Source organism: Sulfurimonas sp. (assembly GCF_029027405.1).
Taxonomy (GTDB): domain Bacteria; phylum Campylobacterota; class Campylobacteria; order Campylobacterales; family Sulfurimonadaceae; genus Sulfurimonas.
Genome location: NZ_CP093396.1, coordinates 1,722,067 through 1,746,085, shown reverse-complemented (window position 1 = coordinate 1,746,085; position 24,019 = coordinate 1,722,067). Strand labels below are relative to the sequence as shown.

The following is a 24,019-nucleotide window of genomic DNA, read 5'->3' as shown; positions in this document are numbered from 1 at the left end:
CTATATTAATATCCTACAAATAAATTTTCGCAATTATATCGTTTTAAATTTAAAGGAACCTCGAATTCATTAGAGTCTAAAAGTGAAAGCTACTTGTTCTTTTTTAATTTAATATGAGTATAATTCTTTTTATGAAGAGAAGTTTAGTATTATTGGCCATTGTTATATTTTTTGTGGGATGTGCAAAAGAAGAAAAGTCAATATTTTCAATTGCTAGTTTTGATGAACTGCCTAGATGGCAATATGAAAATCACCAAATAGCACTTAACTCATTTATAAATAGTTGTAGAAGTACAAAAACTCAAAAAATTTACTTGCATCTATGCCAAAAAGCAACTTTAAGTAAAAATCCAAAAACTTTTTTTGAAACCGAATTTGATGTTTATAGGATTCAAAATCTAGATGCCAACAAAAAAGGACTTTTAACAGGTTATTATGAACCTACTATCAGAGGTTCATATATAAAAAGAGAACCATATATTTATCCAGTGTATAATGAACCAAATGATTTAATAAGTGTTGATTTAACTAGTGTCTATCCCGATTTAAAAAATTATAGACTTAGAGGAAGAGTAGAAGGTAAAAAGTTAGTTCCTTATCACACAAGAGAGCAAATTGCTAAATCAGGTCTAGATGCTGACATTATTTGTTACACAGACTCAAAAATCGATCTTTTCTTTTTAGAAGTTCAAGGTTCAGGCATGGTTAGTTTTGAAGATAGAAAAAAAATATTTGTTGGTTTTTCAAATCAAAATGGGCATAAATATAGTTCTATTGGTAAATATTTAGTAAAAGAAGGTGAAATATCATCCCAGACAATATCTCTTCAAAGTATCAAGCAATGGTTTATAGATAATCCAAGTAGAATTGATGAAGTTTTAAATTATAATAAGTCAGTAGTTTTTTTCAAACAAAAGCAACATGGAGCATCTGGCTCACTTGGTTTAGTCCTTACTCCTCAGCGTTCTGTTGCTGTTGATAGACGTATCATACAGTTAGGAAGCATACTCTTTTTAGATGCTATAATAGATGGTAAAAAAGTAGATAAAATTGTAATGGCTGAAGATACTGGTGGAGCTATAAAAGGCGAAGTTAGAGCTGACATGTTTTTTGGCTCGTCAAGTGAAGCTAGCAAAATAGCAGGTGAATTGAAATCAGAACTAAGATTATGGATATTACTACCAAAGGAAAATAAGTGAGAGGCTCATTAGATAAATTCAACCGCTTGGTAGATGCACTACAAGAACTTCCAACAATAGGAAAAAAGTCTGCAACAAGACTAGCATATCATATGGCAATTAATGATACTTTTGTTGGTATGAAAATATCTCAAGCAATAGAAGACGCTCTTGGGAGTTTGAGAAAATGCAGAGTATGCGGTGGAATGAGTGAAGATGAACTTTGTTCTATTTGTAGTGATGAAAGACGAGATAATACCTTATTGTGTATTATAGAAAATGCTAAAGATGTACTTTTATTGGAAGAAAATGGACTTTTTGATGGTAAATATTTTGTGCTTGATTCTTTAGAAGAGTTAACTGTTTCACATCTTGTTAAAATGGTGGAAAATGGAATTAGTGAAGTTTTATTTGCTCTTACCCCATCTATTTCAAATGATGCAGTTATTTTATATATAGAAGAAAAACTTAGTTCTTTTAATATAAATTTTTCAAGAATTGCACAAGGTGTTCCAACTGGAGTAAGTTTGGAAAATGTGGATATATTATCCCTAACTAGAGCATTAAAAGATAGAGTAAAGGTTTAAGATGCAATATATATTTATAGTTTTGATTTTTTTTACTAGTATCTATGCTTTAGAAAATATAGAAACTACAAAGATAAAAGATAGTGAAGCTATAGATAGTATGAATACATGGATAGATGGCGGCTTTGGACTAAAGCCATATAAAGTCAACTATCTTTTGCCTTATGGTTATAGAACAAATGGTATTTATGATAATTACTCTCCTACTGGTGATTATAGAAATATTGAAGCAGAATTGCAAGTTAGTTTGCAGTTAGGTGTTGGAAGTGGACTTTTTGGATTAAATGAAAAATATTATCTCTCTTATACTCACAAAGCTTTTTGGCAAATTTATGTGGATTCTTCTCCATTTAGAGAAACAACTTACAATCCTGAAGCTTTTGTTGTTTTTCCGATTGAAGATAAAGATTCATTTTTAAATATGAAATCCATAAAGGTAGCATATGCTCATCGCTCTAACGGACAAGGAAGTAATGCAGGTACTTCCACTATTGTCTCAACTCAAAGATATAACACAAATAATCAATCTAGAAGCATGAACTATATTTACTCTGAATTTTCATTTCAGTATGATACTTTAGTTACAGAATTTAGTTTTTGGATACCTTTTTATGAAACTATACATGGCACAGACAATCCTGATATAATGGAATATCTAGGGTACACTTCATTGAAATTCAACTATTTTTTAAATAAACATATGTTTACTTTAATGGGAAGAGGGAATATTGAGACAAAACAAGGTGCAGCGGAAGTCACATATTCATATCCACTTATAAAAGATACTTACTTTTATGCAAAAATTTTTACAGGATATGGTGAAAGCTTGATTGATTATAACAATTATGTAACAAAATTTTCTATTGGATTTAGTTTTTCAAGATAGTTTAATTACTATTTTTAGAGTTTTTATTTTCATTTCTTCGTTTTCGTTTACTTTGAAGTCTATCACGAAATTTAGTTAATCTATCTATCTCAGCAGTATTTATTTTAACATTGACATTTCCAATACTATCACCACTTTTTATGTCTAGCATATCTGACTTCCTCATTGCTAAAATTTGAGAAGGAAAGACACTTCTATGACCAGTCATAAAAAAGCTTATAACAACAGAGATAGCAGCATAGTGAGCTACTTCAATACCAAATAACTCCATAGCCATAATAGTCGCAGCAATTGGTGAATTTGTTGTTCCTGCAAGAACGCTTACAAAACCAATAGCGGCAAAAAATGCTATATTGCCACCCATAATAGTACCAAATAAATTACCACTTGTTGCTCCAATGTAAAATATTGGAGTAACAATTCCACCACTTCCTCCAGAACCTAAGGTTACAGCAGTAAATATTGTTTTTAAAATAAAAGCATACCAAGGTATATCTGCATTATGTAATGAGTTTGGCCCAAGTGCTTTATCAATAGTTTCAATTCCTAAACCAAAATATTCATCTCCAAACACAAGTGATAATCCGACAAGAAAAAGACCACCAATAAATGCTTTAATATATACATTTAAAGCTACTTTACTAATAAATCTCTCGGTACGCTTTAAAAAAGTTATAGTTAAATCAGAGATTAGACCAAAAAATAATCCAGCAACAATTACTTGAAGAATAAGAGGTAAATTTAGAGTGACTATTTGATGAAAATTTATATCAAAATATGTATAATCTATTCCTAAATATTGGGCAGTAGAAAAAGCGGCAAAACCTGCAATAAAAGAAGGAAGAAGAACATCATAACGAATTAGTCCTACTATTAAAACTTCAACACCAAAGATTGCACCTGCGATTGGTGTTCCAAACACTGAAGCAAATCCAGCTCCAATCCCACAAATAACAAGCTTTTTTCTATCTTCTTTTGAAAAACGAAATAAGTCTGACACAAAAGATGCCATGCCTGCACCAATCTGCGCCCCTGGACCTTCCTTACCAACTGAACCACCAGTAAATATAGTTATTACAGTTGCAAGTAATTTTATAGGAATAACCGCAATTTCGATTTTACCACTTTTTTTATGTACGGCTTCTATAACCTTTTCTGTGCCATGACCCTTTGCATCAGGAGCAAATGTTTTTACTAACCAAACAGTTGCAACTAAACCAAAAGGAAGAAGGTAGTAGTGAGGAAATGGAACTAGATGTTGATTTTGTTCAGAATATTGTAAAATATTTAAAAATAGTGTAACAGTTGCTCCAATAATTATACCTACAAAAGAGGAAAGGAGTAGCCATTTAGCGACACTTAAAAAGATAGTTGTTTGTTCAATAGTATGTTTTTTCATCTCTGTCGTATTGTACTCTTATTTAGCACTATTTACTACAGATTAAAGCTCTTTTGCATGAAATATTTGATTTTATCAATTTTTAGTTCGTTATTTACAAAAAGTTCGTTTGCTAAAATACCTTGACCTAAAAGCATATCTGCTCCATCTTTATATGTTATATTTTTGTTATGTGCCTGTTTTAAAAATGGTGTTAGCTTTCCATAGATAGCATCTGCAACAAAAGAAGTATTATTTAAAATATCATTAATCATATCTTTTGGGGCAGGTAATTCATCATCTTTTAATCCAGCACTTGTTGAGTTTAAAACTAAATCATATTTTTGTAATTTGAAGTTATCCCAAGTATAACATTCATCAACTATATCCATAAAAAACTTTAATCTTGAAGCACTTCTGTTTAACACAGTAACTTTTATATTGTCTTGAACAAGCCTAGATGCTAAAGCTTTTGCTGTTCCTCCAGCACCAATAACGAGAACATTTTTTATCTCTTTAAATTCTTTTATAGCGAACATAAAACCATCAGCATCTGTGTTGTAACCAACAAGTTTGCCATTCTCATTTATAATGGTGTTAACAACGCCAACTTTCTTTGCAAAACCTCTAACTTCATCACAAGCTTTATATGCAGCCTCTTTATGTGGAACTGTCACATTGGCACCAGAGAGTTTTAGTTTGAAAAAGGTTTCTCTTAATTTTGTTCCATCAAGTAGGTGCACTCTAGTATAACATGCATTGTAGTTTAAGCCTTTAAAGACACTATTGTGCATAAGTGGAGAACGAGAGTGTGATACGGGATTACCAAAGATAGCAAATAGTTTTTTCATATTGTTTTCTTTAATTTTTGTCTAAGTCTTCTAATGAATGAATGAGCGCACCAAGCTTATTTTTAACTTCTAAATACTCTAATTCATTTTGACTATCTGCAACAATACCAGCTCCAGCTTGAAGAATGACCTTGTCTTTTTTTACCATTGCTGTTCGTATAGTTATTGCACTGTCCATGTTCCCATCAAAACCAAAATATCCGATGCTTCCACTGTAAAAACCTCTTTTAAGACCTTCATATTTAGCTATTAATTCCATTGCTCTGATTTTTGGTGCTCCAGTCATTGTTCCAGCTGTAAAAGTTGCCATAAACAAATCAAACATATCTTTGCCATCATCAAGCTCAGCTGTTACATCTGAAACTATATGCATAACATGAGAAAATCGTTCAATATGCATCATGTCTTGAACTTTCACACTTCCTGTTTTAGCAACACGACTAACATCATTTCTACCTAAATCAATAAGCATAAGATGCTCTGCTAGCTCTTTTGGATCTGCTAGAAGTTCATCTTCCATCTCTTTGTCTTTAATTTTTGTAGCTCCTCTTTTTCTTGTTCCTGCTATTGGACGAAGAAGAAGCTCTCCATCTGTAAGTCTTATCATAACTTCTGGTGAACTACCTACAATGTTAAAATCATTATATTCAAGTAAAAACATATAAGGAGATGGATTTTTTGTTCTTAAAATTCTATAAAAACTGAAAGGATCAACTTTTATCTTTCTTATAAAACGGTTTGTCATTAAAATTTGAAAAACATCACCACTTTTTATCATCTCTTTTGAATCATCAATCATTTTGAAAAATTTATCTTTTGAGTGTGAAAAACTTCCTTTATCGGTTCCAATATTCTTTTTCATGTGAATATATTGGTAGTTGTCTTTAAGTGAATTTTCTATGAAATCAAATTTATTATGCATCTCTTCTAGTTTACTAACAAGAGTGATTTGATGATTTTTATGTGAATATACTAATATGATTTTTGGAAGCATTAAATCTAAGTCAGGTGTATTTAACTCATCTTTTAAGTTATCCATGGCAGAGTTTAGTTTTGGCTCAAAGACTTTAACCATATCATAACCGATATATCCTATAAAACCGTCAACGAAGCCAATGTTTAATTTTGAAGCCACTTCTTTGTATATGCTTGTATCAATTTTTTTATAATACTCTTTTAAAAAAGTAAATGGATTTTTTATTTTTGTATGTTGTTTCCCAGAAGCATCAGTATAAATAGTTTGATTATTTATGTATTGGAGTCTTTCTCTTGCGCCTATACAGATAAAACTATAGTTCCCATCACTTTGTCCAGCACTTTCAAAAAGATAACTAATCTCATTTTTAAAAATCTTTTTTAATTTAGAGTAAACAGCGATAGGTGCTAGTTGGTCGAGTACAAATTGTTTATAATATATCATTAGATTTTAACTAAAAAAGCGCCTGCTTCTATGTTGCTTCTTAATACTCTTAGTGCTGCACGCGCTTCTTTTTCATTATAAAATGGACCAACTAAAACTTTAGTTAAGTTTTTTACTTTGTGAAACTTATATCTATAACCTTGACTTAAAATAGAATCTAAGAACTTTTTATTTGGTTCGTATTTTGAAAAAGAACCAACTTGAACAAAGTATGTTTTTGCACTAGATACTTCTTTTATTGGGGTGTTTACTACTTTTTTATGTGTTGATTTTGTTATTTTTTTTGTTATTTTTTTAACGGGTTTTTTTACTGTTTCTTTTATATCTTCAAGAGATTCTTTTTTTAATCTTTGTGCTATTTCATCTAAAGAATCATTACTTTTAGAGTTTTCTTCAACAACTACAACTTCTTCAAATAGAGGTTCACTCTTTTGTGTAGGAGTAATATGACTTTGTTGAGTAGGAAGAGGAATCGGTTGTGGAAGATTTTCTTTAGCATCAGGAGTCAAGGTACTCATTAGCATAACTACTATAATTAAAATTACACCAAGTGTAGCTACTGCTAAAACAATTTTTTTGTTACCACCACTAGAACCACCTCTATTTAAAATTATATCATTCAGTTCATTTTTTTCATTCATAATTTCTCTCTCAAAATTTTTTATCTACTTTATCATATCAAAAAACATATTTACATACGCTTTACATGTGTTTAGACCAAGAAGCTCCTCGCTCTTTAGCGTAAACATCGTAAGGTAAGGTTAAAATATTGTACTCATTAGGTATATCAGCACTTGGAAACATTCTCCATTGCTTAGGTTGTTTAGCAGACAGTTTCATACTTATCATTTTACCAAGTTGTATTGCTTCTTGTAAGGTTGTATGACCTTTATGAATATATACATGAAGGTGACCATCTGTTTTTGTTGTATAAGCAGTAAAGTTTATATAGCCTTCTTCTCGAAGGAGGAGTTGAGCCTTGTGATAAAATCTTTCAGGGTCTCTACCATTATAATCTATAACTATATTTTCAACTTTTACATGTTTGTTTACAATAGAATGAGCGATAGTTATATCACCTTTTAGGTGTTGATTTATTAAAGATTGAGTCAAAGGTGCATTAACCTTTTCAAACTTATTATAAAAAGTACGACCCTTAAAGGTGAGTTTTTCTACTACTTTTTCTCTTTTTATCCAGTAGTGGTCACTCACCATTTTTATAAGTTTTGTATCCATAGCTGTCATGTTTTACCTTAGTAAGTCGGTTGATTATAAATTATAAAGTTTTGAGCTAACTCTTTTAATTCAGCTTTAATATTTGCTTGAAGCTCAGTGTTATCAATATCATCAAGAACATCAGCCATTTTGTTTGCGATTAGTTCAAACTCGGCTTCTTTCATACCACGAGAAGTTAAAGCAGCTGAACCAACTCTTATACCAGAAGTTACAAATGGACTTCTTGTTTCACCTGGAACTGTATTTTTATTGATAGTTATACCAGCGTTACCAAGAGCTAAGTCAGCATCTTTTCCTGAAATCTCACTTCCAACAAAAGAAACAAGTATCAAGTGGTTATCAGTTCCGCCTGAAACTACATCATATCCGCGTTTAACCATTACTTCGCCAAGGATTTTAGCATTTATTTTTACTTGCTTAGCGTACTCTTTCCATTCTGGAGATAAGTTGTATTTAAAACCAACAGCTTTAGCAGCGATTACATGAACAAGTGGACCACCTTGAAGAGCAGGGAAGATAGCAGAGTTTATTTTCTTTGCAATATCTTCATCATTTGTCATAATCATACCACCTCTTGGACCAGCAAGAGTTTTGTGAGTTGTAGTTGTAACAACATCCGCATAAGGAAAAGGACTTGGATGTTCACCTGCGCATACAAGACCAGCAATATGTGCGATATCAGCAAATAAAATCGCACCAACAGCATCAGCTATTTCACGAAACTTTTTAAAGTCAATTTCACGAGCATAAGCAGATGCACCACAAACGATGATTTTAGGTTTTACAATTTGGGCAATGTCCATAACTCTTTCATAGTTAATACGACCATCAAGCTCAACTCCATAAGTAAAACTAGAGTAGTTTTTACCTGAAAAAGAAGGTTTTGAACCATGTGTTAAATGACCACCATGACTTAAGTCCATACCAAGAAGTTTATCACCAGCTTTTAAAAGTGCTGCATAAACTGCACCATTTGCTTGGCTTCCTGAGTGTGGTTGAACATTTGCAAAGTTACATCCAAAAAGTTCACAAGCTCTGTCTATTGCTAGTTGCTCAACACCATCAGCATATTCACAACCACCGTAGTAGCGTTTAGCAGGGTAACCCTCAGCATATTTGTTAGTAAAAACTGAACCCATAGCTTCCATAACTGCAGGAAGTGTAAAGTTCTCAGATGCAATCATCTCTAAGTGGTCAGTTTGGCGTTCTAACTCTTTTTCGCATAAATCGTAAATTTCACTATCGTACTCTTTTAAAAAACTCATGATATAAAATTCCTTATTATATTTGATTGGATTATACTCAATATTTAATAATAAATGACTGAATAAAAACTATTTAAGATTAGCTCTAATTATTTTAACTGCCTCAACCATATTTTTTAAACTTGGTTTTACTTCACTCCATTTTCTAGTTTTTAAACCACAATCTGGATTAATCCAAAGTTGTTCTTTTGGTAAAACTTCAAGTAATAGTTTTATCTGATGGACAATTGTATTTATACTTGGTATTCTTGGAGAGTGAATGTCATAAACTCCGGGACCAACTTCTTGCTTATAGCCAACCTCTTTGAATATTTTTAAGAGTTCATTTCCACTTCTTGCAGTTTCTATCGAGATGACATCTGCATCCATATTTTCTATAGTTTGGATGATATCATTAAACTCGCTATAACACATGTGAGTATGGATTTGAGTTTCTTCTTTTGCGCTACTTACAGATATTTTAAAATCTCTGACAGCCCATGCTTCATAAATTTTTATCTTTTTATCTCTTAATGGGTAACCCTCTTTAAATGCTGCCTCATCAACTTGTATGATTTTTATTCCTGCTTTTTGTAAATCATTTATCTCATCACTTAGAGCTACTGCTATTTGTTTTGAAACTTCATCTTTAGGCATGTCATCTCTTACAAATGACCAGTTTAAAATGGTTACCGGACCTGTTAGCATCCCTTTCATTATTTTTTTAGTTTTACTTTGTGCATATGTTATCCAATCAACGGTCATAGCTTTTGGACGACTTATATCTCCATATATAAATGGTGGTTTAACACATCTACTGCCATAGCTCTGTACCCAACCATTTTGAGAAAATCCATATCCTTGTAGCTGTTCTCCAAAGTATTCAACCATATCATTTCTTTCAGGTTCCCCATGGACTAAAACTTCTATGCCACACTCTTCTTGGAAAGCTATACAATCATCTATGTAATCCTTCATTTGTTTTTCATAATTTTCATAAGAAATATCAGCATTTTTAAACGCTCTTCTAGCTTTTCTCACCTCAGGTGTTTGAGGGAATGAACCTATAGTTGTAATAGCTAAATCTTTATATCCCAAAATCTCTTTTTGAAGTTTGATTCTATCTTCATATCTGCCATCTCTTTGAAATTTAGTATAGTAGGTTACTCTCTCTTGTACAGCTTTGTCATGAATAAGGGCAGAAGTTTTTCTACTTTTATTAGCTCTTATATTTGAATCTAATGCGTCTTTGTTTGTTGCATCTAAACTATCTATACCATCAAAAAATAGTTTTGTGACAAGTGAAATTTCATCAAGTTTTTCTACTGCATAACTCAACCAGTTTTTAATTTCTTTATCAAGTTTCTCTTCATACTTTAGTGTAAAAGGGGTATGTAAAAGGCTACAAGACGAACTAATTATAATATTTTTCTTATCTACATTTTGAGCAATACTCTCTAAAAGCTTGTTTGTGCTTTTAGTATCATTTTTCCAAATATTTCTACCATCAACTACACCCGCAATTAGCTTCTTCTTACTATTAGAAATTAATTCAAGAGATTTTAGATTTTCATCCCCATGCAAAAAATCAAGTCCTAATCCCCAAATAGGAGTATTAACTAAAATTTTTGTGGCTTCATTTGAGTGTTCAAAATATGTAGTTACAACTATATTTATATTTTTACTAATATTTGCCAGTCTGTCATAAGTTGGTTTGATAAGACTTAATATTTTCATTTCATTATCTCTTACAAATATTGGTTCATCCATTTGTATAGTAATATACTCATCAAGTTTTGAAATTTCCTTTAAGAGGTCTTCATAAACTGCTAAGATTTTGTTAAACAACTCATAAGTGTCACCGTTGTCAACTCTTTTAGAGAGACCTAAAAATGTTATCGGTCCAATTAGATTTATCTTAGTTTTTATACCTAATTCTTTTGCTTCGTCATACTCATTGATAATCTTTGAAGCATTTAGTTTATAAGTATCTTCAAGTGATAGTTCCGGCACTATATAATGATAGTTAGTATTAAACCACTTTGTCATCTCCATTGCAACACAATCTTTATTCCCTCTAGCCATGGAAAAATACAGTTCTTCATTATTTAGAGTTTTAAATCTTTTTGGAATTGCACCTAAGATAATGGCAGTATCTAGCATATTGTCATAAAGTGAAAAATCATTCGAGCTTATGAAATCTATGCCAGAATCTTTTTGATAGTTCCAGTGTCTTTTTTTAAGTTCACTTGCTACTTTTTGTACTTCAATAAATGAGCAATTTTTAGCCCAAAAATTCTCTAATACTCTTTTTAATTCTCTTTGTTCTCCAATTCTTGGAAATCCTACGATGTAATTTTTTGACATTATTGTATCCTTATATATATTTTTAGTTTTAGTTTGCTTGGTTTTTAGGATATAAAAGGAGGATGCACACCGGTTCTACGGAATGCAAAATAAACGGTATAAAAAGGACATCTTGGTATAAAATGGTTTATAAGAAGTGTTACTTTAGTTTTTAATTTATAGTAGCAGTTACACTGACAAGGTTTTGAGTTAAATTCATAAATTAATTCTAATATTTCATCAGGAGAAGATTCAGCTAGTTCATCTTTTTCTGAGAATATTCTGCCATAGCTACTAGGAGATTTCATATATTTTATTCTTTTTCTTGTTTTTCTTCATTGTGTATTGGTTTCATTGCAGGAAACAATAAAACATCTCTAATTGAATGTTGATTTGTTAAAAGCATAACAAGTCTATCTATGCCTATTCCTTGACCTGCTGTTGGTGCCATTCCATAGCTTAATGCGTCTATGAAGTCTTCATCCATCTCATGTGCTTCATCATCTCCCGCATCTTTAGCATCTACTTGACCTTTAAATCTTTCATATTGATCAATTGGGTCATTTAACTCACTAAATGCATTTGCTATTTCACGACCTGCTATAAAAAGTTCAAATCTTTCAGTGATATCGGGGTTGTCATCACTTCTTCTAGCAAGTGGAGAAATTTCAACTGGATATTCTGTAATAAATGTTGGATCTATTAATTTTTCTTCAACAAATTCATCAAATAATTCGCCCTGAAGTTGACCTAAGTTCATTCCTGGTTTAACAGTTATGTTTTTAGACTTTAAGTAGGAGATAATTGATTCTTTATCCTTACACGATTCAGGGGGGACACCACCAATAGTTGTAAGTGACTCGATTAGAGGAATCTCTTGGAAGTTCTCAAAGTTTACTTCTAGTTCACCATAAGGTAGAAGTGTTGGAAGATTTAAGTGCTCAAAAAGATACTGAAAATACTCTTTAGTAATCTCGATTAAATCTTTATAAGTTTTATATGCCCAATAAAATTCAATAGATGTAAATTCAGGATTATGAGTAGCATCCATACCTTCATTTCTAAAGTTTCTATTTATTTCAAATACTGCTTCAAATCCACCAACAATAAGTCGTTTTAAATAAAGTTCAGGTGCAATTCTTAAAAATCTATCAATTCCAAGTGCATTGTGATGAGTAACAAATGGTTTTGCATTAGCTCCGCCAGCGATTGGATGCATCATTGGAGTTTCAACTTCTAAAAATCCTTTATCTTCAAAAAATCGTCTTGTAAGAGAAATGACACGAGAACGAGTATGGAAAGTTTTACGAACTTCAGAGTTCATAATAAGATCTAAATATCTTTTTCTATATCTAATTTCTTTATCAGTTACTCCATGAAATTTTTCTGGTAGAGGTGCGATAGCTTTAGTTAAAAGTTTTAACTCCATTGCATGAATAGATAGCTCACCTTTCCCTGTTATAAAAGGGTATCCGCTAACCTCTATTATATCTCCAACTTCAATATTTTTCTTAAACATAGTATTGTAAAAATCTGCAGGAAGATTGTCTCTAGCTACATATACTTGAAGCATCCCACTTTCATCTTCAATTTTTACAAAACTAGCTTTTCCCATAATTCTTAAAAACTTTATTCTTCCGCTTACAATATAATGACGCTTGTCATCTCTTTTATCTTCTTTTTCTCCGATATCAGAGTTTACATTTAGATATTTTTGTATAGTTGTATTTCTTTTTGAATCGTTTGCATATGGATTAAAACCGGCATCTTTTAAAAGCTTTGCCTTCTCGATCCTTTGTTGTATAAATTTATTTTCAAAAGCCAATATTTTTTCCTTGACATGATTTACAATAACCATAAATTTGCATTGAGTGGTCTGTTATTTTAAAGTTTAATTCATTAGCAATATGCTCTTGTCTATTTTCTATCTGTTCATCAACAAATTCTGTTATATTGCCACATCCCGTACATATAAGGTGATCATGATGATTTTTAGCACCAAGTTCATACTTTTTACCTTGTGCACCGAAAGATAGCGAAGTAACCATATCAGAATCTTCTAAAAGAGATAGTGTCCTATAAACTGTTGCTATTCCAGTTTTTAAATTTGGAAATTTTTCTTGGATGAGTTTATGTAGAGATTCTGGAGTAAGATGCTCATCTGAGTTATAAAGAGTTTCTAAAATTACTTCTCTTTGTATAGTGAATTTAAGAGAGTTTTTCTTTAGAAGTACCTTAAAGTCAATTAAAAGTTGTTCATACTCAATAGTTTTTTCATCAAAATTTGTTATTACATTAGACATGATTATTCGTTTCCTTTCATTTTTGATTTTATTTCTTTTTTTGTTTTCTCAACCATTTTCTCTGTTGATGTTTTTGCACTTTCTTTGACCTTGTCGCTGACTTTATCAATTGATTTATTTATATCATCGCTTATTTCAACAGGGTCTAATTTCATTATAAATTCTCCTGTGCTAACAAGAACAGGAAATAAAATACTAGATTCGACACTTGAGTCAATAGCACTTTTAACCGCTTTTATATTATAAGCAGCATGAGCAATTACAGCAGCGATAAGAAAAAATTTACTTGCACCAAATATAAACCCTAAAATTCTATCAAATACACCAAGACCACTTAATAAACTTAATTTTTTAAAGATTAAACCAACACCAATCATAAAAAGCCAAAAAACCGCTAGTGTAAATAAAAACCCTAAAAAGCTTATGGCACTGCTATTTTCAAAATTAAAAATCATATTACTTAAGGCAGTACCAACATTATCACCAACTCTAGATGCTATAAAAATACCACCAATGATTCCAATTAATCCAAAGACTTCTTTAAAAAAACCGTTGAGTATGCCCTTTAAACCTAGTAAAAGAATAATTACGGAGGCTACTAAATCAAAATAGTTTAATTCCATATCTATTTTATTCCATGCATTTGATTTTTACCATTTTTTTTGGCTTGGTAAAGGGCCTTATCTGCTCGTGCTATTAAACTATTAGGAGTGTCCCCTCTGATAAAGTTTGTTACTCCTGCACTCATTGTAATGCTTAGATTGTCATTTTTATATATAAGTTTATTATTTCTAATTAATTCAAGTAATCTATTGGTTATTAATTTGCAGTGTTTATCATCAATACGATTCAATACTATAATAAACTCTTCTCCACCATATCTAAATACCTTATCGCCTTCTCTAAGTGTTTTTTTAAGAATGTTAGATACAAAGATTAAAACTTTATCTCCAGCGATATGTCCATATTTGTCATTTATAACTTTAAAATCATCTATATCTAGCATTAGGAGATGAAAATTGTAAGGCAGTTCTTTATTTGAGCAAATTTTATTTAAGTATGTTGATAAAGCGCGTCTATTGTAGATCTTTGTCAATGAATCCAAGTTTGATTTTTCTTCTAGTTGTTTAACTTTTGATGTGAGTTCTGTAATGATTTCATTGGCTTTTTGTACTTCATAGCTCATAAGAGTTTGAATTTCATCAAATTTACTTGTAAGTGCAGGCAAGTCAATATGTTGTGCTTGACACTTTGATAAGGTTTCTTCATGTAGCTTTGTAAGTTCTTGTATTTTAACATTACTACTAGCGTATGAAGATAAACTTTGTGTAGCAATTTCTTTATAAGCATCTAAGAACAAAGTTTTTGCAAAGCCTTTTTCACTAACTTCTTCTTCTTTTATATTCATTATTATTTGTGCTGACTCAAAAAGATAGTCTGCAACCTTTTCCTTTGTTGCAACTTCTTCTTGGTCTATAATTGATAGTAATTTTTTACACATTTCATTTGAAACAGAAATAAGTTCATTTTTTTGCAAGGCATATCCTATGTAAATAATAGTGCTATCATATCTAATATAAGCATAAAAAAAACTTTTGTTATATATTAAGGGATAGCATTTATAGCTATTTTAGGTGTTTTAATGTAAAATAATAAAAATTATGATTTAAGGTATTACTATGAGTATTTGGAGCCCAACAAGTTGGAGAGAAAAGCCAATTTTACAACAACCAACTTATCCAAACAAAGATGATTTAAATAGAGTCTTAAAAGAATTGGAAAACTATCCTCCTCTTGTTTTTGCTGGAGAAGCTAAAAGACTTAGAGAGCAGTTAGGTGACGCAGCCCAAGGTAAAGCTTTTTTACTTCAAGGTGGCGATTGTGCAGAGAGTTTTAGTGAGTTTCATGCAGATAACATCAGAGATACATTTAAGGCCTTAATGCAAATGGCTGTGGTAATGACTTATGCAGGTGGTGTGCCAGTTATAAAAGTTGGTCGTCTTGGTGGTCAGTTTGCAAAGCCTCGTTCATCAAATACAGAAACATTTGATGGTGTTGAACTTGACTCTTATCGTGGTGATATTATAAATGCTGTAGAGTTTACAAAGGAAGCTCGTGTTCCAGACCCAGAGCGTATGATTAAAGCTTATAATCAAGCATCTGCTACTCAAAATTTACTTCGTGCTTTTGCAACGGGTGGATTAGCTGACCTACACCAAGTGCACAGTTGGAACTTAGATTTTGCACATAAAAGTGAAGTAAGTGCTCAGTATGAAAAACTTGCTCAAGAAATAGAAAACTCTTTAAAATTTATGCAAGCTTGTGGAATCACATCTAAAACTTACAGAAATTTAAGAGAAACAGATTTTTATACATCACATGAAGCACTTTTACTTCCATACGAAGAGGCTTTTACTAGAAGAGATTCTATTAGCGGTGACTGGTATGACACTTCTGCTCATATGTTATGGATAGGAGATAGAACTCGTCAATTAGATGGCGCTCATGTTGAGTACTTACGCGGTGTTCAAAATCCGATTGGTGTAAAAGCCGGACCAACTATGGATCCAGAGGATTTAATTAAACTTTGTCAAATATTAAATCCAAATAATGAAGCTGGTCGTTTAAATGTTATAGTTAGAATGGGTGCAAATAAAGTTGGCGAAGGTATGCCAAAACTTATACGAGCAGTTGAAAAAGAAGGCATGAAAGTTGTTTGGTCTTGTGACCCGATGCATGGCAATACTATAAAATCTTCAAATAACTACAAAACTCGTCCAGTAGATGCAATACTAACAGAGATGAAACAGTTTTTCCAAGTTCATAAGGCTGAGGGAACTATCGCTGGTGGCGTGCATTTAGAGATGACAGGTAAAAATGTTACTGAGTGTATTGGTGGTTCATTTACAGTAACTGAAGAAGATTTAAGTTCTCGTTACCATACTCACTGTGACCCAAGACTAAATGCTGACCAGTCTTTAGAATTGGCATTTTTAATCGCAGATACTTTAAAAGAATCAAAAAGATAGAGTTTTAGACTCTATCTGTTCTTCTTTTTCTTCTATTGTTAAAAGGGTTTCAATTTTTAACTCATAAGTTTCTTCTAACTCTTTTAATTCCAGAGCTAACTGAGTAATTCCAATATCTTCATAACATTTTGGATTTGCTAAGCATTCATTCATTTTCTCTATTTTTTCTTCAAGAGCATCTATTTCTGCCGGTAAACTATCAAGAGCCATTTTTTCTTTAAATGTAAGTTTTAAGGTTTTAGGTTTTAGGTTTATGATTTTAATTTCTTGAGTTTTACTGCTTTCACGTTCCATAATAGCGAGTTCTTGAACTTCTTTTTCAATCTCTAAGTATTCTGAATACTGCTTATAAGACTCTTCTATATGTTTATTGCTTTTAAAAATAAATAATTTTTTTGCAATTTTATCTACAAAATATCTATCATGACTTACTATAATGACCGCACCGCTAAAGTTGGTTAATTGTTCTTCTAAAATATTTATAGTTGGAATATCTAAATCATTTGTAGGCTCATCAAGTATGAGAATATCTACATCTTTTGTGAAAAGAAGGGCTAAAGCTATACGATTTTTTTCACCACCACTTAAAATACCAACTTTTTTTTCTAAAAATTCTCTAGGAAATAAAAAGTTTTTAAGATAACCATATACATGCATATCTTTACCCCGTACAATCACTCTATCCCCTCCATGAGGACAAAATGTTTCCATAATATTTTTATCATCATCTAGCATCTCTCTATGTTGGTCAAAGTAACCGATGTTAAACTCACCTTGTTTTATTTTTCCACTTGTTGGCTCAAGCCGTCCAAGTAGAGCTCTAAGTAGTGTTGATTTACCACTTCCATTTGGTCCAACTATGGCTATAACATCTTTTTGAAGTATGCGAGTTGTGAAGTCTTTTAAAAGTTCTTTGCTTCCTAAAGTTAGATATAAGTTTTCTACTTCAAATAGCATTTTTTGCTTGTTTATGCTTTTGTCTCGGTTAAAATGTTTATCTTCTCGTTGAAGTTCAATAGACATCTTTCTTATTTTTGCAGGGTTAGTTTTAGCATCTTCTCTAAGACTCATAAGTCTGTCTTTTCTACCTTCATTCCTTTTAAGCCTTGCTCTCACTCCTCTCGCAAACCAAGCATTTTCTCTTTTTAAAATGTCAAGAAGATTATCATGTTGTTTTTGAAGAGTTCTTATATGTTCTGCTTTTTGTGTTAGGTAATCACTATAACCACCTTTGTATTCGCGTAAAGTACAATCTTCAACTTCTATACTTTTAGTAGCAATTCTATCTATAAAATATCTATCATGAGATATAAAAATAAGAGTAAATTTTTCTTTTAAAATCAACTCTTCCAAAAATTCAACCATATATACATCTAAGTGATTTGTAGGTTCATCAAGAAGTAGGATATCAGGTTTTTGTAAGAGTAAAGAAGCAAGAGCAACTCGTCTTTGTTCTCCGCCACTCAGAAGAACTAAGGGTTTGTCTTCATACTGTTTTAAATCAAAATGATTAATAATTCTCTCTACTTTATCATCTAAATTCCAAGCATTATGATGCTCTATGTAGCGAGATAAATTTTCATGCTCATCAAGAAGTTTTTTATTGTCAAAATCATCGGCTAATTTTAACGAGAGTTCATTGTATTTATTTTTTGCATCGTTTAACTCTTTAAGTCCATCTTCAACAGCTTCTCGAACACTTTGTCCATCTTTAAAGTTAGGTCTTTGGTCTAGCATTTTTATTTCTAAATTATTTTTAGTGATTCTGTTTCCACTATCTTGATTTAATGTTCCATTTATAATTTTCATCAAGGTTGATTTGCCACTACCGTTTTTACCAATAATAACGATACGCTCACCCTCATCAATATGAAAGTTTACTTCTGTGAGTATCTTTTGAGCGGAGTAATGTTTTGAGATGTTTTGTAGGTCTATTAGTGCCATAAATAATCTTAAGTTTAATTTTTATAATTATAGCTTGATGAAGTTATAATAAACTTTGCTATAATTCAACCAGAAGGAAAAGTATGGAAAATTTTGCGTTAATTTTTATAGCAATGTTGATAGGTTATATTATAAATAAGCAAGATATTTTTCCAAAAGACACACCTATAATTTTAAATCAATTTATTTTATATATTTCTTTACCAGCCTTGGTTTTACTTAAAGTTCCTCAACTTACTTTTTCTTTTGAGATTATTATTCCTGTTATTATTGCGTGGATTGTTATGGGGATTAGTGCTGTTGCAGTTTTATCTTTATGTAAAATAATGAACTTTTCTAAAGAAGTTACAGGTGCTTTAATGCTTGTAGCAGTTTTAGGTAATACTTCTTTTGTTGGTATTCCTGTTATTCAAGCATATCTTGGTGATAGTGCTTTGCCTTATGTTGTTATGTATGACCAGTTAGGCTCGTTTATTGCACTTGCAACCTATGGTACTTTTATCGCTGCTTATTATTCTAGTGAAGAGAGTGTAGATGTTAAAGTTATTGCAAGAAAAATTATTACTTTTCCTCCATTTTTGTTTCTTATAATATCAATGTTTTTTATAGGAAGAACATTTAACCCAGTTGTAGTAAGTGTTTTAGAATCTTTAGCAAGTACGATAGTTCCTTTAGCTCTTGTTGCTGTTGGTTTGCAACTTAGATTTAAACTTCCACCTGAAGATGTGAAACCTTTTATTGGTGCTTTGAGTGTAAAACTAATTCTTTCTCCACTCATTGCTATTGGCGTGGTTATGATATTTTCATGGCAAGGAAAAGCTGCCTTAGTTTCTATTATGGAAGCAGGTATGGGACCTATGATAACAGCAGGTGCGGTGGCATCTATGGCTGGTTTAGCTCCAAGACTTAGCTCTGCTATTGTTGGATATGGAATATTAATATCTTTCTTGACTACTTGGATTTTGCATAATTATATAACTTAGATTTTTTCTATCTTGCTCTCAAGTTCATCATTGCATATCTCTTTTGCAGTGTACCAATCCGCTATGCCTTTGTCATTGTATTGATACTCTCTTTGTTTAATCGGTATTACGCTATTTCTTATTTTTGAGCGGACTATTCCCATAATTATGAAACTTAAAAGAAAAGTAGCGATGCTAATAAAGTAGTCATATTTTAGCCAAACTAGTGAACCTATTATATAGATGCCATATTGTAAAAAGATTCTCAACAGCATTGAAATAAGTTTACACTTTTTTGAGTGCAGTTTTGGAGTCGGCTCTATCATATCTATAAAATCATTCATATGAAAGTATATCAAATTTACACAAATAGAAATAGGACTAAAGTTTATTTAGTCTTAGTGACTAAAGTTTATTGATAGAACTTGTATTTATTAACTAATTTTCGCTAAACTTACAAAATATTATTAAATAGGATAACTAAAATGGCAAAACATCAGTTTCAAACAGAAGCAAATCAAATATTACATCTAATGATTCACTCACTATATTCAAACAAAGAAATTTTTCTTCGTGAGTTAGTTTCAAATGCTTCAGATGCACTAGATAAACTAAATTTGTTAGTTTTAACAGATGATAAATACAAAGATGTGGTTTTCGCACCTCGCATAGACATAGTTGTAAACAAAGAAGCTAAAACTTTAACAATCAAAGATTCTGGTATTGGAATGAATGAGCAAGATTTGATGGACAATCTTGGTACTATTGCAAAGTCAGGTACAAAAGCATTTTTAGAAAACCTTACTGGTGATCAAAAAGAAGATTCAAATCTTATTGGTCAGTTTGGTGTTGGTTTTTATGCTTGTTTTATGGTTGCAGATAAAGTGGAAGTTACAACTAAGAAAACGGGTGAGACCCAAGCATTTTTATGGACAAGTACAGGGGATGGTTCTTTTGAGTTAGAAAATACAACTCAAGATGGGCATGGTACAACTATTGTAATGCATCTAAAAGATGATGAGAGTGAATTTTTAGAAACTTATAGAGTTGAAAGTATTATTCAAAAATACTCAAATCATATTCCTTTTGCTATTTTTATGGATAAAGAAAATTTTGTTCCTGCTGTAAAAGATGATGATGACAAAGAACTTGAGCCAAGTAGAACAGATATAGTAAATGAGCAAATAAATAAAGCAAGTGCTCTTTGGACAATTCCTAAAAAAGATATTACTAAAGATGAGTATAAAGATTTTTATAGTTCTATCGCACATTCATCTGAAGAGCCTTTAAGTTGGATACATAATAAAGCCGAGGGTGCAGTTGAATATACTACACTATTTTATATCCCATCAAAAGCTCCTATGGACCTTTTTAGAGTTGATTATAAAACAGGGATTAAACTATATATTAACCGTGTATTTATTACTGATGATGAAAAAGAATTGATGCCAACTTACTTAAGATTTTTAAGAGGTGTAATTGATTCTAAAGATTTGCCACTTAATGTATCTCGTGAAATTTTACAATCAAATCCAACAATGGACAAAATCAAAAAAACATCTGTAAAAAAAGTTCTTTCAGAATTAGCAAAAATGGCTAAAAAAAATAAAGAAAAATACAATACTTTTTATGGAGAATTCGGTAATGTTTTAAAAGAAGGTCTTTATAATGATTATGAAAATCGTGAAAAGATTTTAGAACTTATGCAGTTTAGCACTATGAACTCTCAAGAAACTGTAATGATAGAAGATTTTGTAAAAAATATCGATGATGAGAAAAAAGAAATTTATTATATCACTGGTAAAGCTTCTTTAGCAATGTTAAAATCTTCTCCTGCATTAGAGAGATTTAAAGCAAAAGGTCTTGATGTTTTAGTTTTAAATGAAGAAGTTGATACTATCATCTTTCCTATGGTTACAGAGTATAAAGATTATAAATTAGTAGCAGTAGCAGATGCTAAGTTTGAAGAGAGTGAAGAAGAGAAAAAAGCTGAAGAAGAAGTAGCAAAAACTTATGAAGGTTTAGCAAAAGAGCTCAAAGATGCACTAGGTGATAGTGTTAAATCTGTTGAGACTACATCAGATTTAGTTGATTCTCCTGTAAAACTAAAAGAAGATAAAGAAGATCAAGCTTATATGATGGCTCAAATGATGAAGCAAATGGGACAAGATTCAGATATGCCAGAACCTGCTCCGATTTTACAAATAAATCCAAATCATGAACTACTTAAAAAACTAAAAGATTCGGTTGACCAAAATTTAGTAAATGATGCTGCGCATGTACTTCTTGACCAAGCAAAATTGTTTGATGGAAAAGAACTTGATGATACAGCAGATTTTATTTCAAGACTAAATAGAATTATTTCTAAAGCCTTATAATTATTTTTGATGAGTGCTTTTGTAGCACTCGTTAAATTAATTTATATTAAATAGGCAAGCATAGTAATAAAAAGATATAAATATGATATATTTTATTATGAACAATACAATTGCACTAAAAGAACAAGAGGATACAAAAATTTTTTTACAAAAAAATTTTATAGATTTACAAATAGAAAATTATCAATATTTTCCTGATGAAGCGATGGAAGAACTAGGTCTGGATTTTGACTTGGTAAATCAGCTAGTAGAAGATTATGTAACTCAAATATTAACATCAAAAGTAATATATTTACAATATTTAGAAGCATTACAAGCAAACAAGGAGATATCAAGAAAACTTGATTTTACATCATTACGAGAATTAACTCATAAAAATTTAGGTGTTGTTAGAAATCTTCGTATTCTTGATGCAGGTAAGATATTGAAAGATATGATGACAAGTACAGATTTAGAGTATCTTAGTTTATGTGTTGAGGCTTTAGTCTATTGTGCAATTAGATTAAAACCAAAGCGTGCACACGAAACATTACGCTTAATAGAGATAAAAAGCTCTTTTTAAATTATTGTTTAACTGAGTGAGAAACTTTTTCTAAAGTATTTTTAGGTGTTTTTTTAAATACCTTTTTGTTGTCTAAAGGCAAGGCAAATGAGAGGAGTATAAATACAAATGAGAATATAACTCCAACTAACAGACTAAGAATCAATTTTAATTTAAAATCATCCAAAACTCTACATTCCTTTTATATTTATTTATAGCTTGCTATAATTATATCATGTTAAAATTATTTATCTACTTTTACATTATCTTGAGCTTAGATGCTAATGAATTGGTATTAGCTAGGCTTGAAAATATCATGTCAAACGAAAAACAAAAGTTTGGTATAGAAAATTATACATTTGAATGTCAGGCATATGGTGTATTAGCTTTAGAAACATTATATTATAAGTCAAAAAGAAACTCTATCTGTCAAAAAAGTATAGATGCTTTTTATAAAAGATATCCAAAGAAAGAGTATTTTGTAAATTTTATTTTAAAAGACAAACAACTATATCATATTCAAAATAAAGAGGATGGATGTGTTGTTTATGCGAAAGGACAAATAACTCTTTCTGAATTATTATTAAAAGAAGGTTTAGCCATAAAAAAACCAATTTTTAAAGATGAAGAGTTTCAAGATTATTATACAGCGGCACAAAGAAAAGCTAAGATGCAAAAAAAAGGTTTATGGGGTACAAATATATTCACAAGTTGTGTGCCAGAACTGTAGTTGAAAATTTAACTTTCATTATGAGTCATATAAACCCAAAATTCTTTATGTGAATACCCTTTATTTAAAAAATAAAGTTGAAGTATAGTTACTCTGTAAAGTGTTATTAGCATTTTTGCATAAGGTAAAAATAGACTCAAACTTACTAATAAGGATTGTTCTTTATCCCCTTTTGATTCTATCATCTCTTGCATACCAATATTTTTGCTTAGATATATTCCAAATAGTATAGAAAAAAGAAAGTTAAGTGTAATTCCAAAAACCACATATGCAACAAAATCTTGTTCATTCATTCCAAATATCATAATTTCTCCGATTTAATGTTTAACATTTTATCAAAATAATACTTTACTTACTCATAAGCTTTTATTCTATTTTTTGTAAAAAATGTTCCAAAAGGGATAAGTGAAGCTATAAAAAATATAATATTTTCATTAAACGACCATTTTGTATCTTTATATGCTAGAAGTAGTAAAAGGCAAAATAATATAAATAAAATACCATGAAGCATACCTGCAATTTTTACTGCAATTGGGTATCCAAAATAATACTTCATTGGCATCGCAATAAATAGTAAAATCAGGTATGAATACCCTTCAATAGAGTTGATTTGTCCAAATTTCTTAACACTGTTTTTTATCATAAGTAATCTTCCTTGTATAATTTAAGTGAAAGTATATACTCAAAAGGTAACAATTTTTAAACAAGACTAGAAAACTTTAAACTTCTTTATACTATACTTTGGCAAAATTTACAAAAGGTAATTTTATGGAAACTAACCTCATACTAGAGGGCTTTAAGTTTATGGGTTTGGGAATGGGAACAGTATTACTTTTCCTTATTGTTTTAATATTTTTGATGAATGCAATGTCAAAAATAGTAAATAAATATTTTCCAGAACCACAGGCAAGTTTAGATCCAGTAGTGGAGTCAAAACCAGATAATAAAAAGATAATTGCAGCAATCACAGCTGCAATTTCTCATCATAGACAAGGTTAAGGATTAT

26 protein-coding genes are annotated in these 24,019 nt (G+C 30.8%); 9 read left to right on the top strand and 17 right to left on the bottom strand.

From position 1 onward, the window contains the following. The first annotated feature begins 131 nt into the window (after positions 1–131). The 3 genes from MOV42_RS08310 to MOV42_RS08300 are packed head-to-tail and all read left to right on the top strand — an operon-like array spanning position 132 to position 2,651. Positions 132–1,199 (top strand): murein transglycosylase A, encoded by a 1,068-nt coding sequence (locus MOV42_RS08310; protein WP_324170729.1) that lies wholly within the window; start codon positions 132–134, stop codon positions 1,197–1,199. Then, entirely contained in the window at positions 1,196–1,765 is a 570-nt protein-coding gene (recR, locus tag MOV42_RS08305) for a recombination mediator RecR (RefSeq protein WP_324170728.1), read from the top strand. Before MOV42_RS08310 ends, recR begins: the two co-directional genes overlap by 4 nt. Before the next feature lies 1 nt (position 1,766). Beyond that, entirely contained in the window at positions 1,767–2,651 is an 885-nt protein-coding gene (locus MOV42_RS08300) for a phospholipase A (protein ID WP_324170727.1), read from the top strand. A gap of 1 nt (position 2,652) precedes the next feature. Here the strand turns inward: MOV42_RS08300 and MOV42_RS08295 are convergent, their stop codons facing one another. The 12 genes from MOV42_RS08295 to MOV42_RS08240 all read right to left on the bottom strand — a co-directional run bounded on the left by MOV42_RS08295 (position 2,653) and on the right by MOV42_RS08240 (position 14,966). Then, a complete protein-coding gene (locus MOV42_RS08295; protein WP_324170726.1) occupies positions 2,653–4,050 on the bottom strand; it encodes a chloride channel protein in 1,398 nt (465 codons plus the stop codon). Between the two features lie 35 nt (positions 4,051–4,085). Further along, positions 4,086–4,880 carry a shikimate dehydrogenase gene (locus MOV42_RS08290; RefSeq protein WP_324170725.1) on the bottom strand — a complete coding sequence of 265 codons (795 nt, stop codon included), beginning with the start codon at positions 4,878–4,880 and terminating at the stop codon, positions 4,086–4,088. Between the two features lie 10 nt (positions 4,881–4,890). Further along, positions 4,891–6,300, bottom strand: a complete 1,410-nt coding sequence (locus MOV42_RS08285; RefSeq protein ID WP_324170724.1) for an anthranilate synthase component I family protein — start codon at positions 6,298–6,300, stop codon at positions 4,891–4,893. Continuing rightward, positions 6,300–6,941 carry an SPOR domain-containing protein gene (locus MOV42_RS08280; RefSeq protein ID WP_324170723.1) on the bottom strand — a complete coding sequence of 214 codons (642 nt, stop codon included), beginning with the start codon at positions 6,939–6,941 and terminating at the stop codon, positions 6,300–6,302. The genes MOV42_RS08285 and MOV42_RS08280 overlap by 1 nt, the downstream gene beginning before the upstream one ends. 61 nt (positions 6,942–7,002) lie before the next feature. Then, the gene (locus tag MOV42_RS08275) at positions 7,003–7,545 is read right to left on the bottom strand and encodes a DUF1882 domain-containing protein (RefSeq protein WP_324170722.1); all 543 of its coding nucleotides are present in this window, start codon (positions 7,543–7,545) and stop codon (positions 7,003–7,005) included. A gap of 8 nt (positions 7,546–7,553) precedes the next feature. After that, complete coding sequence (locus tag MOV42_RS08270) at positions 7,554–8,801, bottom strand: serine hydroxymethyltransferase (protein WP_324170721.1); 1,248 nt, start codon at positions 8,799–8,801, stop codon at positions 7,554–7,556. A 69-nt stretch (positions 8,802–8,870) separates the two neighbouring features. After that, positions 8,871–11,147, bottom strand: a complete 2,277-nt coding sequence (gene metE, locus MOV42_RS08265; RefSeq protein ID WP_324170720.1) for a 5-methyltetrahydropteroyltriglutamate--homocysteine S-methyltransferase — start codon at positions 11,145–11,147, stop codon at positions 8,871–8,873. A 44-nt stretch (positions 11,148–11,191) separates the two neighbouring features. After that, entirely contained in the window at positions 11,192–11,434 is a 243-nt protein-coding gene (locus tag MOV42_RS08260) for a hypothetical protein (protein ID WP_324170719.1), read from the bottom strand. Positions 11,435–11,439: 5 nt separating this feature from the next. Next, positions 11,440–12,951 (bottom strand): lysine--tRNA ligase, encoded by a 1,512-nt coding sequence (lysS, locus tag MOV42_RS08255; protein ID WP_324170718.1) that lies wholly within the window; start codon positions 12,949–12,951, stop codon positions 11,440–11,442. Continuing rightward, complete coding sequence (locus MOV42_RS08250; RefSeq protein ID WP_324170717.1) at positions 12,941–13,429, bottom strand: Fur family transcriptional regulator; 489 nt, start codon at positions 13,427–13,429, stop codon at positions 12,941–12,943. The genes lysS and MOV42_RS08250 overlap by 11 nt, the downstream gene beginning before the upstream one ends. A gap of 2 nt (positions 13,430–13,431) precedes the next feature. Continuing rightward, complete coding sequence (locus tag MOV42_RS08245; RefSeq protein WP_324170716.1) at positions 13,432–14,052, bottom strand: CvpA family protein; 621 nt, start codon at positions 14,050–14,052, stop codon at positions 13,432–13,434. 2 nt (positions 14,053–14,054) lie between these two features. Beyond that, the gene (locus tag MOV42_RS08240; protein ID WP_324170715.1) at positions 14,055–14,966 is read right to left on the bottom strand and encodes a GGDEF domain-containing protein; all 912 of its coding nucleotides are present in this window, start codon (positions 14,964–14,966) and stop codon (positions 14,055–14,057) included. 142 nt (positions 14,967–15,108) lie between these two features. On the opposite strand from MOV42_RS08240, the gene MOV42_RS08235 reads away from it, so the two are divergent. After that, entirely contained in the window at positions 15,109–16,458 is a 1,350-nt protein-coding gene (locus MOV42_RS08235) for a class II 3-deoxy-7-phosphoheptulonate synthase (protein ID WP_324170714.1), read from the top strand. On the opposite strand, the gene abc-f is transcribed toward MOV42_RS08235, so the two are convergent. Then, positions 16,447–18,402, bottom strand: a complete 1,956-nt coding sequence (gene abc-f / locus MOV42_RS08230) for a ribosomal protection-like ABC-F family protein (RefSeq protein WP_324170713.1) — start codon at positions 18,400–18,402, stop codon at positions 16,447–16,449. The genes MOV42_RS08235 and abc-f overlap by 12 nt on opposite strands. An 83-nt stretch (positions 18,403–18,485) precedes the next feature. On the opposite strand from abc-f, the gene MOV42_RS08225 reads away from it, so the two are divergent. Further along, positions 18,486–19,385 (top strand): AEC family transporter, encoded by a 900-nt coding sequence (locus MOV42_RS08225; RefSeq protein WP_324170712.1) that lies wholly within the window; start codon positions 18,486–18,488, stop codon positions 19,383–19,385. Here MOV42_RS08225 and MOV42_RS08220 read toward each other — a convergent pair. Then, complete coding sequence (locus tag MOV42_RS08220) at positions 19,382–19,708, bottom strand: hypothetical protein (protein ID WP_324170711.1); 327 nt, start codon at positions 19,706–19,708, stop codon at positions 19,382–19,384. The genes MOV42_RS08225 and MOV42_RS08220 overlap by 4 nt on opposite strands. A 141-nt stretch (positions 19,709–19,849) precedes the next feature. On the opposite strand from MOV42_RS08220, the gene htpG reads away from it, so the two are divergent. Beyond that, complete coding sequence (htpG, locus tag MOV42_RS08215; RefSeq protein WP_324170710.1) at positions 19,850–21,742, top strand: molecular chaperone HtpG; 1,893 nt, start codon at positions 19,850–19,852, stop codon at positions 21,740–21,742. Between the two features lie 97 nt (positions 21,743–21,839). Beyond that, positions 21,840–22,304, top strand: coding sequence for a hypothetical protein (locus MOV42_RS08210; protein ID WP_324170709.1), 465 nt, complete (start codon positions 21,840–21,842; stop codon positions 22,302–22,304). Between the two features lies 1 nt (position 22,305). Here the strand turns inward: MOV42_RS08210 and MOV42_RS08205 are convergent, their stop codons facing one another. After that, positions 22,306–22,470 carry a hypothetical protein gene (locus MOV42_RS08205; protein WP_324170708.1) on the bottom strand — a complete coding sequence of 55 codons (165 nt, stop codon included), beginning with the start codon at positions 22,468–22,470 and terminating at the stop codon, positions 22,306–22,308. Between the two features lie 48 nt (positions 22,471–22,518). Between MOV42_RS08205 and MOV42_RS08200 the strand changes: the two genes are divergently transcribed. Next, positions 22,519–23,013 carry a thermonuclease family protein gene (locus MOV42_RS08200; RefSeq protein WP_324170707.1) on the top strand — a complete coding sequence of 165 codons (495 nt, stop codon included), beginning with the start codon at positions 22,519–22,521 and terminating at the stop codon, positions 23,011–23,013. 8 nt (positions 23,014–23,021) lie between these two features. Here the strand turns inward: MOV42_RS08200 and MOV42_RS08195 are convergent, their stop codons facing one another. Both MOV42_RS08195 and MOV42_RS08190 read right to left on the bottom strand, forming a co-directional pair. Beyond that, positions 23,022–23,318, bottom strand: coding sequence for a hypothetical protein (locus tag MOV42_RS08195; protein ID WP_324170706.1), 297 nt, complete (start codon positions 23,316–23,318; stop codon positions 23,022–23,024). Positions 23,319–23,365: 47 nt separating this feature from the next. Next, on the bottom strand, positions 23,366–23,656 hold the full coding sequence (locus tag MOV42_RS08190; protein WP_324170705.1) for a DUF3817 domain-containing protein: 291 nt from the start codon (positions 23,654–23,656) through the stop codon (positions 23,366–23,368). Positions 23,657–23,781: 125 nt separating this feature from the next. On the opposite strand from MOV42_RS08190, the gene MOV42_RS08185 reads away from it, so the two are divergent. Continuing rightward, positions 23,782–24,012 carry an OadG family transporter subunit gene (locus MOV42_RS08185; RefSeq protein WP_324170704.1) on the top strand — a complete coding sequence of 77 codons (231 nt, stop codon included), beginning with the start codon at positions 23,782–23,784 and terminating at the stop codon, positions 24,010–24,012. Positions 24,013–24,019 lie beyond the last annotated feature (7 nt).

Coding starts and splice junctions, on each gene's coding strand:
- MOV42_RS08220 (WP_324170711.1), bottom strand. CDS start 19,708: ATGAATGATTTTATAGATATGATAGAGCCGACTCCAAAACTGCACTCA.
- MOV42_RS08200 (WP_324170707.1), top strand. CDS start 22,519: ATGTTAAAATTATTTATCTACTTTTACATTATCTTGAGCTTAGATGCT.
- MOV42_RS08250 (WP_324170717.1), bottom strand. CDS start 13,429: ATGTCTAATGTAATAACAAATTTTGATGAAAAAACTATTGAGTATGAA.
- MOV42_RS08275 (WP_324170722.1), bottom strand. CDS start 7,545: ATGACAGCTATGGATACAAAACTTATAAAAATGGTGAGTGACCACTAC.
- MOV42_RS08190 (WP_324170705.1), bottom strand. CDS start 23,656: ATGATAAAAAACAGTGTTAAGAAATTTGGACAAATCAACTCTATTGAA.
- MOV42_RS08260 (WP_324170719.1), bottom strand. CDS start 11,434: ATGAAATCTCCTAGTAGCTATGGCAGAATATTCTCAGAAAAAGATGAA.
- MOV42_RS08245 (WP_324170716.1), bottom strand. CDS start 14,052: ATGGAATTAAACTATTTTGATTTAGTAGCCTCCGTAATTATTCTTTTA.
- MOV42_RS08210 (WP_324170709.1), top strand. CDS start 21,840: ATGAACAATACAATTGCACTAAAAGAACAAGAGGATACAAAAATTTTT.
- MOV42_RS08235 (WP_324170714.1), top strand. CDS start 15,109: ATGAGTATTTGGAGCCCAACAAGTTGGAGAGAAAAGCCAATTTTACAA.
- MOV42_RS08280 (WP_324170723.1), bottom strand. CDS start 6,941: ATGAATGAAAAAAATGAACTGAATGATATAATTTTAAATAGAGGTGGT.
- MOV42_RS08195 (WP_324170706.1), bottom strand. CDS start 23,318: ATGATATTTGGAATGAATGAACAAGATTTTGTTGCATATGTGGTTTTT.
- MOV42_RS08300 (WP_324170727.1), top strand. CDS start 1,767: ATGCAATATATATTTATAGTTTTGATTTTTTTTACTAGTATCTATGCT.
- MOV42_RS08295 (WP_324170726.1), bottom strand. CDS start 4,050: ATGAAAAAACATACTATTGAACAAACAACTATCTTTTTAAGTGTCGCT.
- MOV42_RS08285 (WP_324170724.1), bottom strand. CDS start 6,300: ATGATATATTATAAACAATTTGTACTCGACCAACTAGCACCTATCGCT.
- MOV42_RS08310 (WP_324170729.1), top strand. CDS start 132: ATGAAGAGAAGTTTAGTATTATTGGCCATTGTTATATTTTTTGTGGGA.
- metE (WP_324170720.1), bottom strand. CDS start 11,147: ATGTCAAAAAATTACATCGTAGGATTTCCAAGAATTGGAGAACAAAGA.
- MOV42_RS08225 (WP_324170712.1), top strand. CDS start 18,486: ATGGAAAATTTTGCGTTAATTTTTATAGCAATGTTGATAGGTTATATT.
- MOV42_RS08185 (WP_324170704.1), top strand. CDS start 23,782: ATGGAAACTAACCTCATACTAGAGGGCTTTAAGTTTATGGGTTTGGGA.
- MOV42_RS08270 (WP_324170721.1), bottom strand. CDS start 8,801: ATGAGTTTTTTAAAAGAGTACGATAGTGAAATTTACGATTTATGCGAA.
- MOV42_RS08290 (WP_324170725.1), bottom strand. CDS start 4,880: ATGAAAAAACTATTTGCTATCTTTGGTAATCCCGTATCACACTCTCGT.
- htpG (WP_324170710.1), top strand. CDS start 19,850: ATGGCAAAACATCAGTTTCAAACAGAAGCAAATCAAATATTACATCTA.
- abc-f (WP_324170713.1), bottom strand. CDS start 18,402: ATGGCACTAATAGACCTACAAAACATCTCAAAACATTACTCCGCTCAA.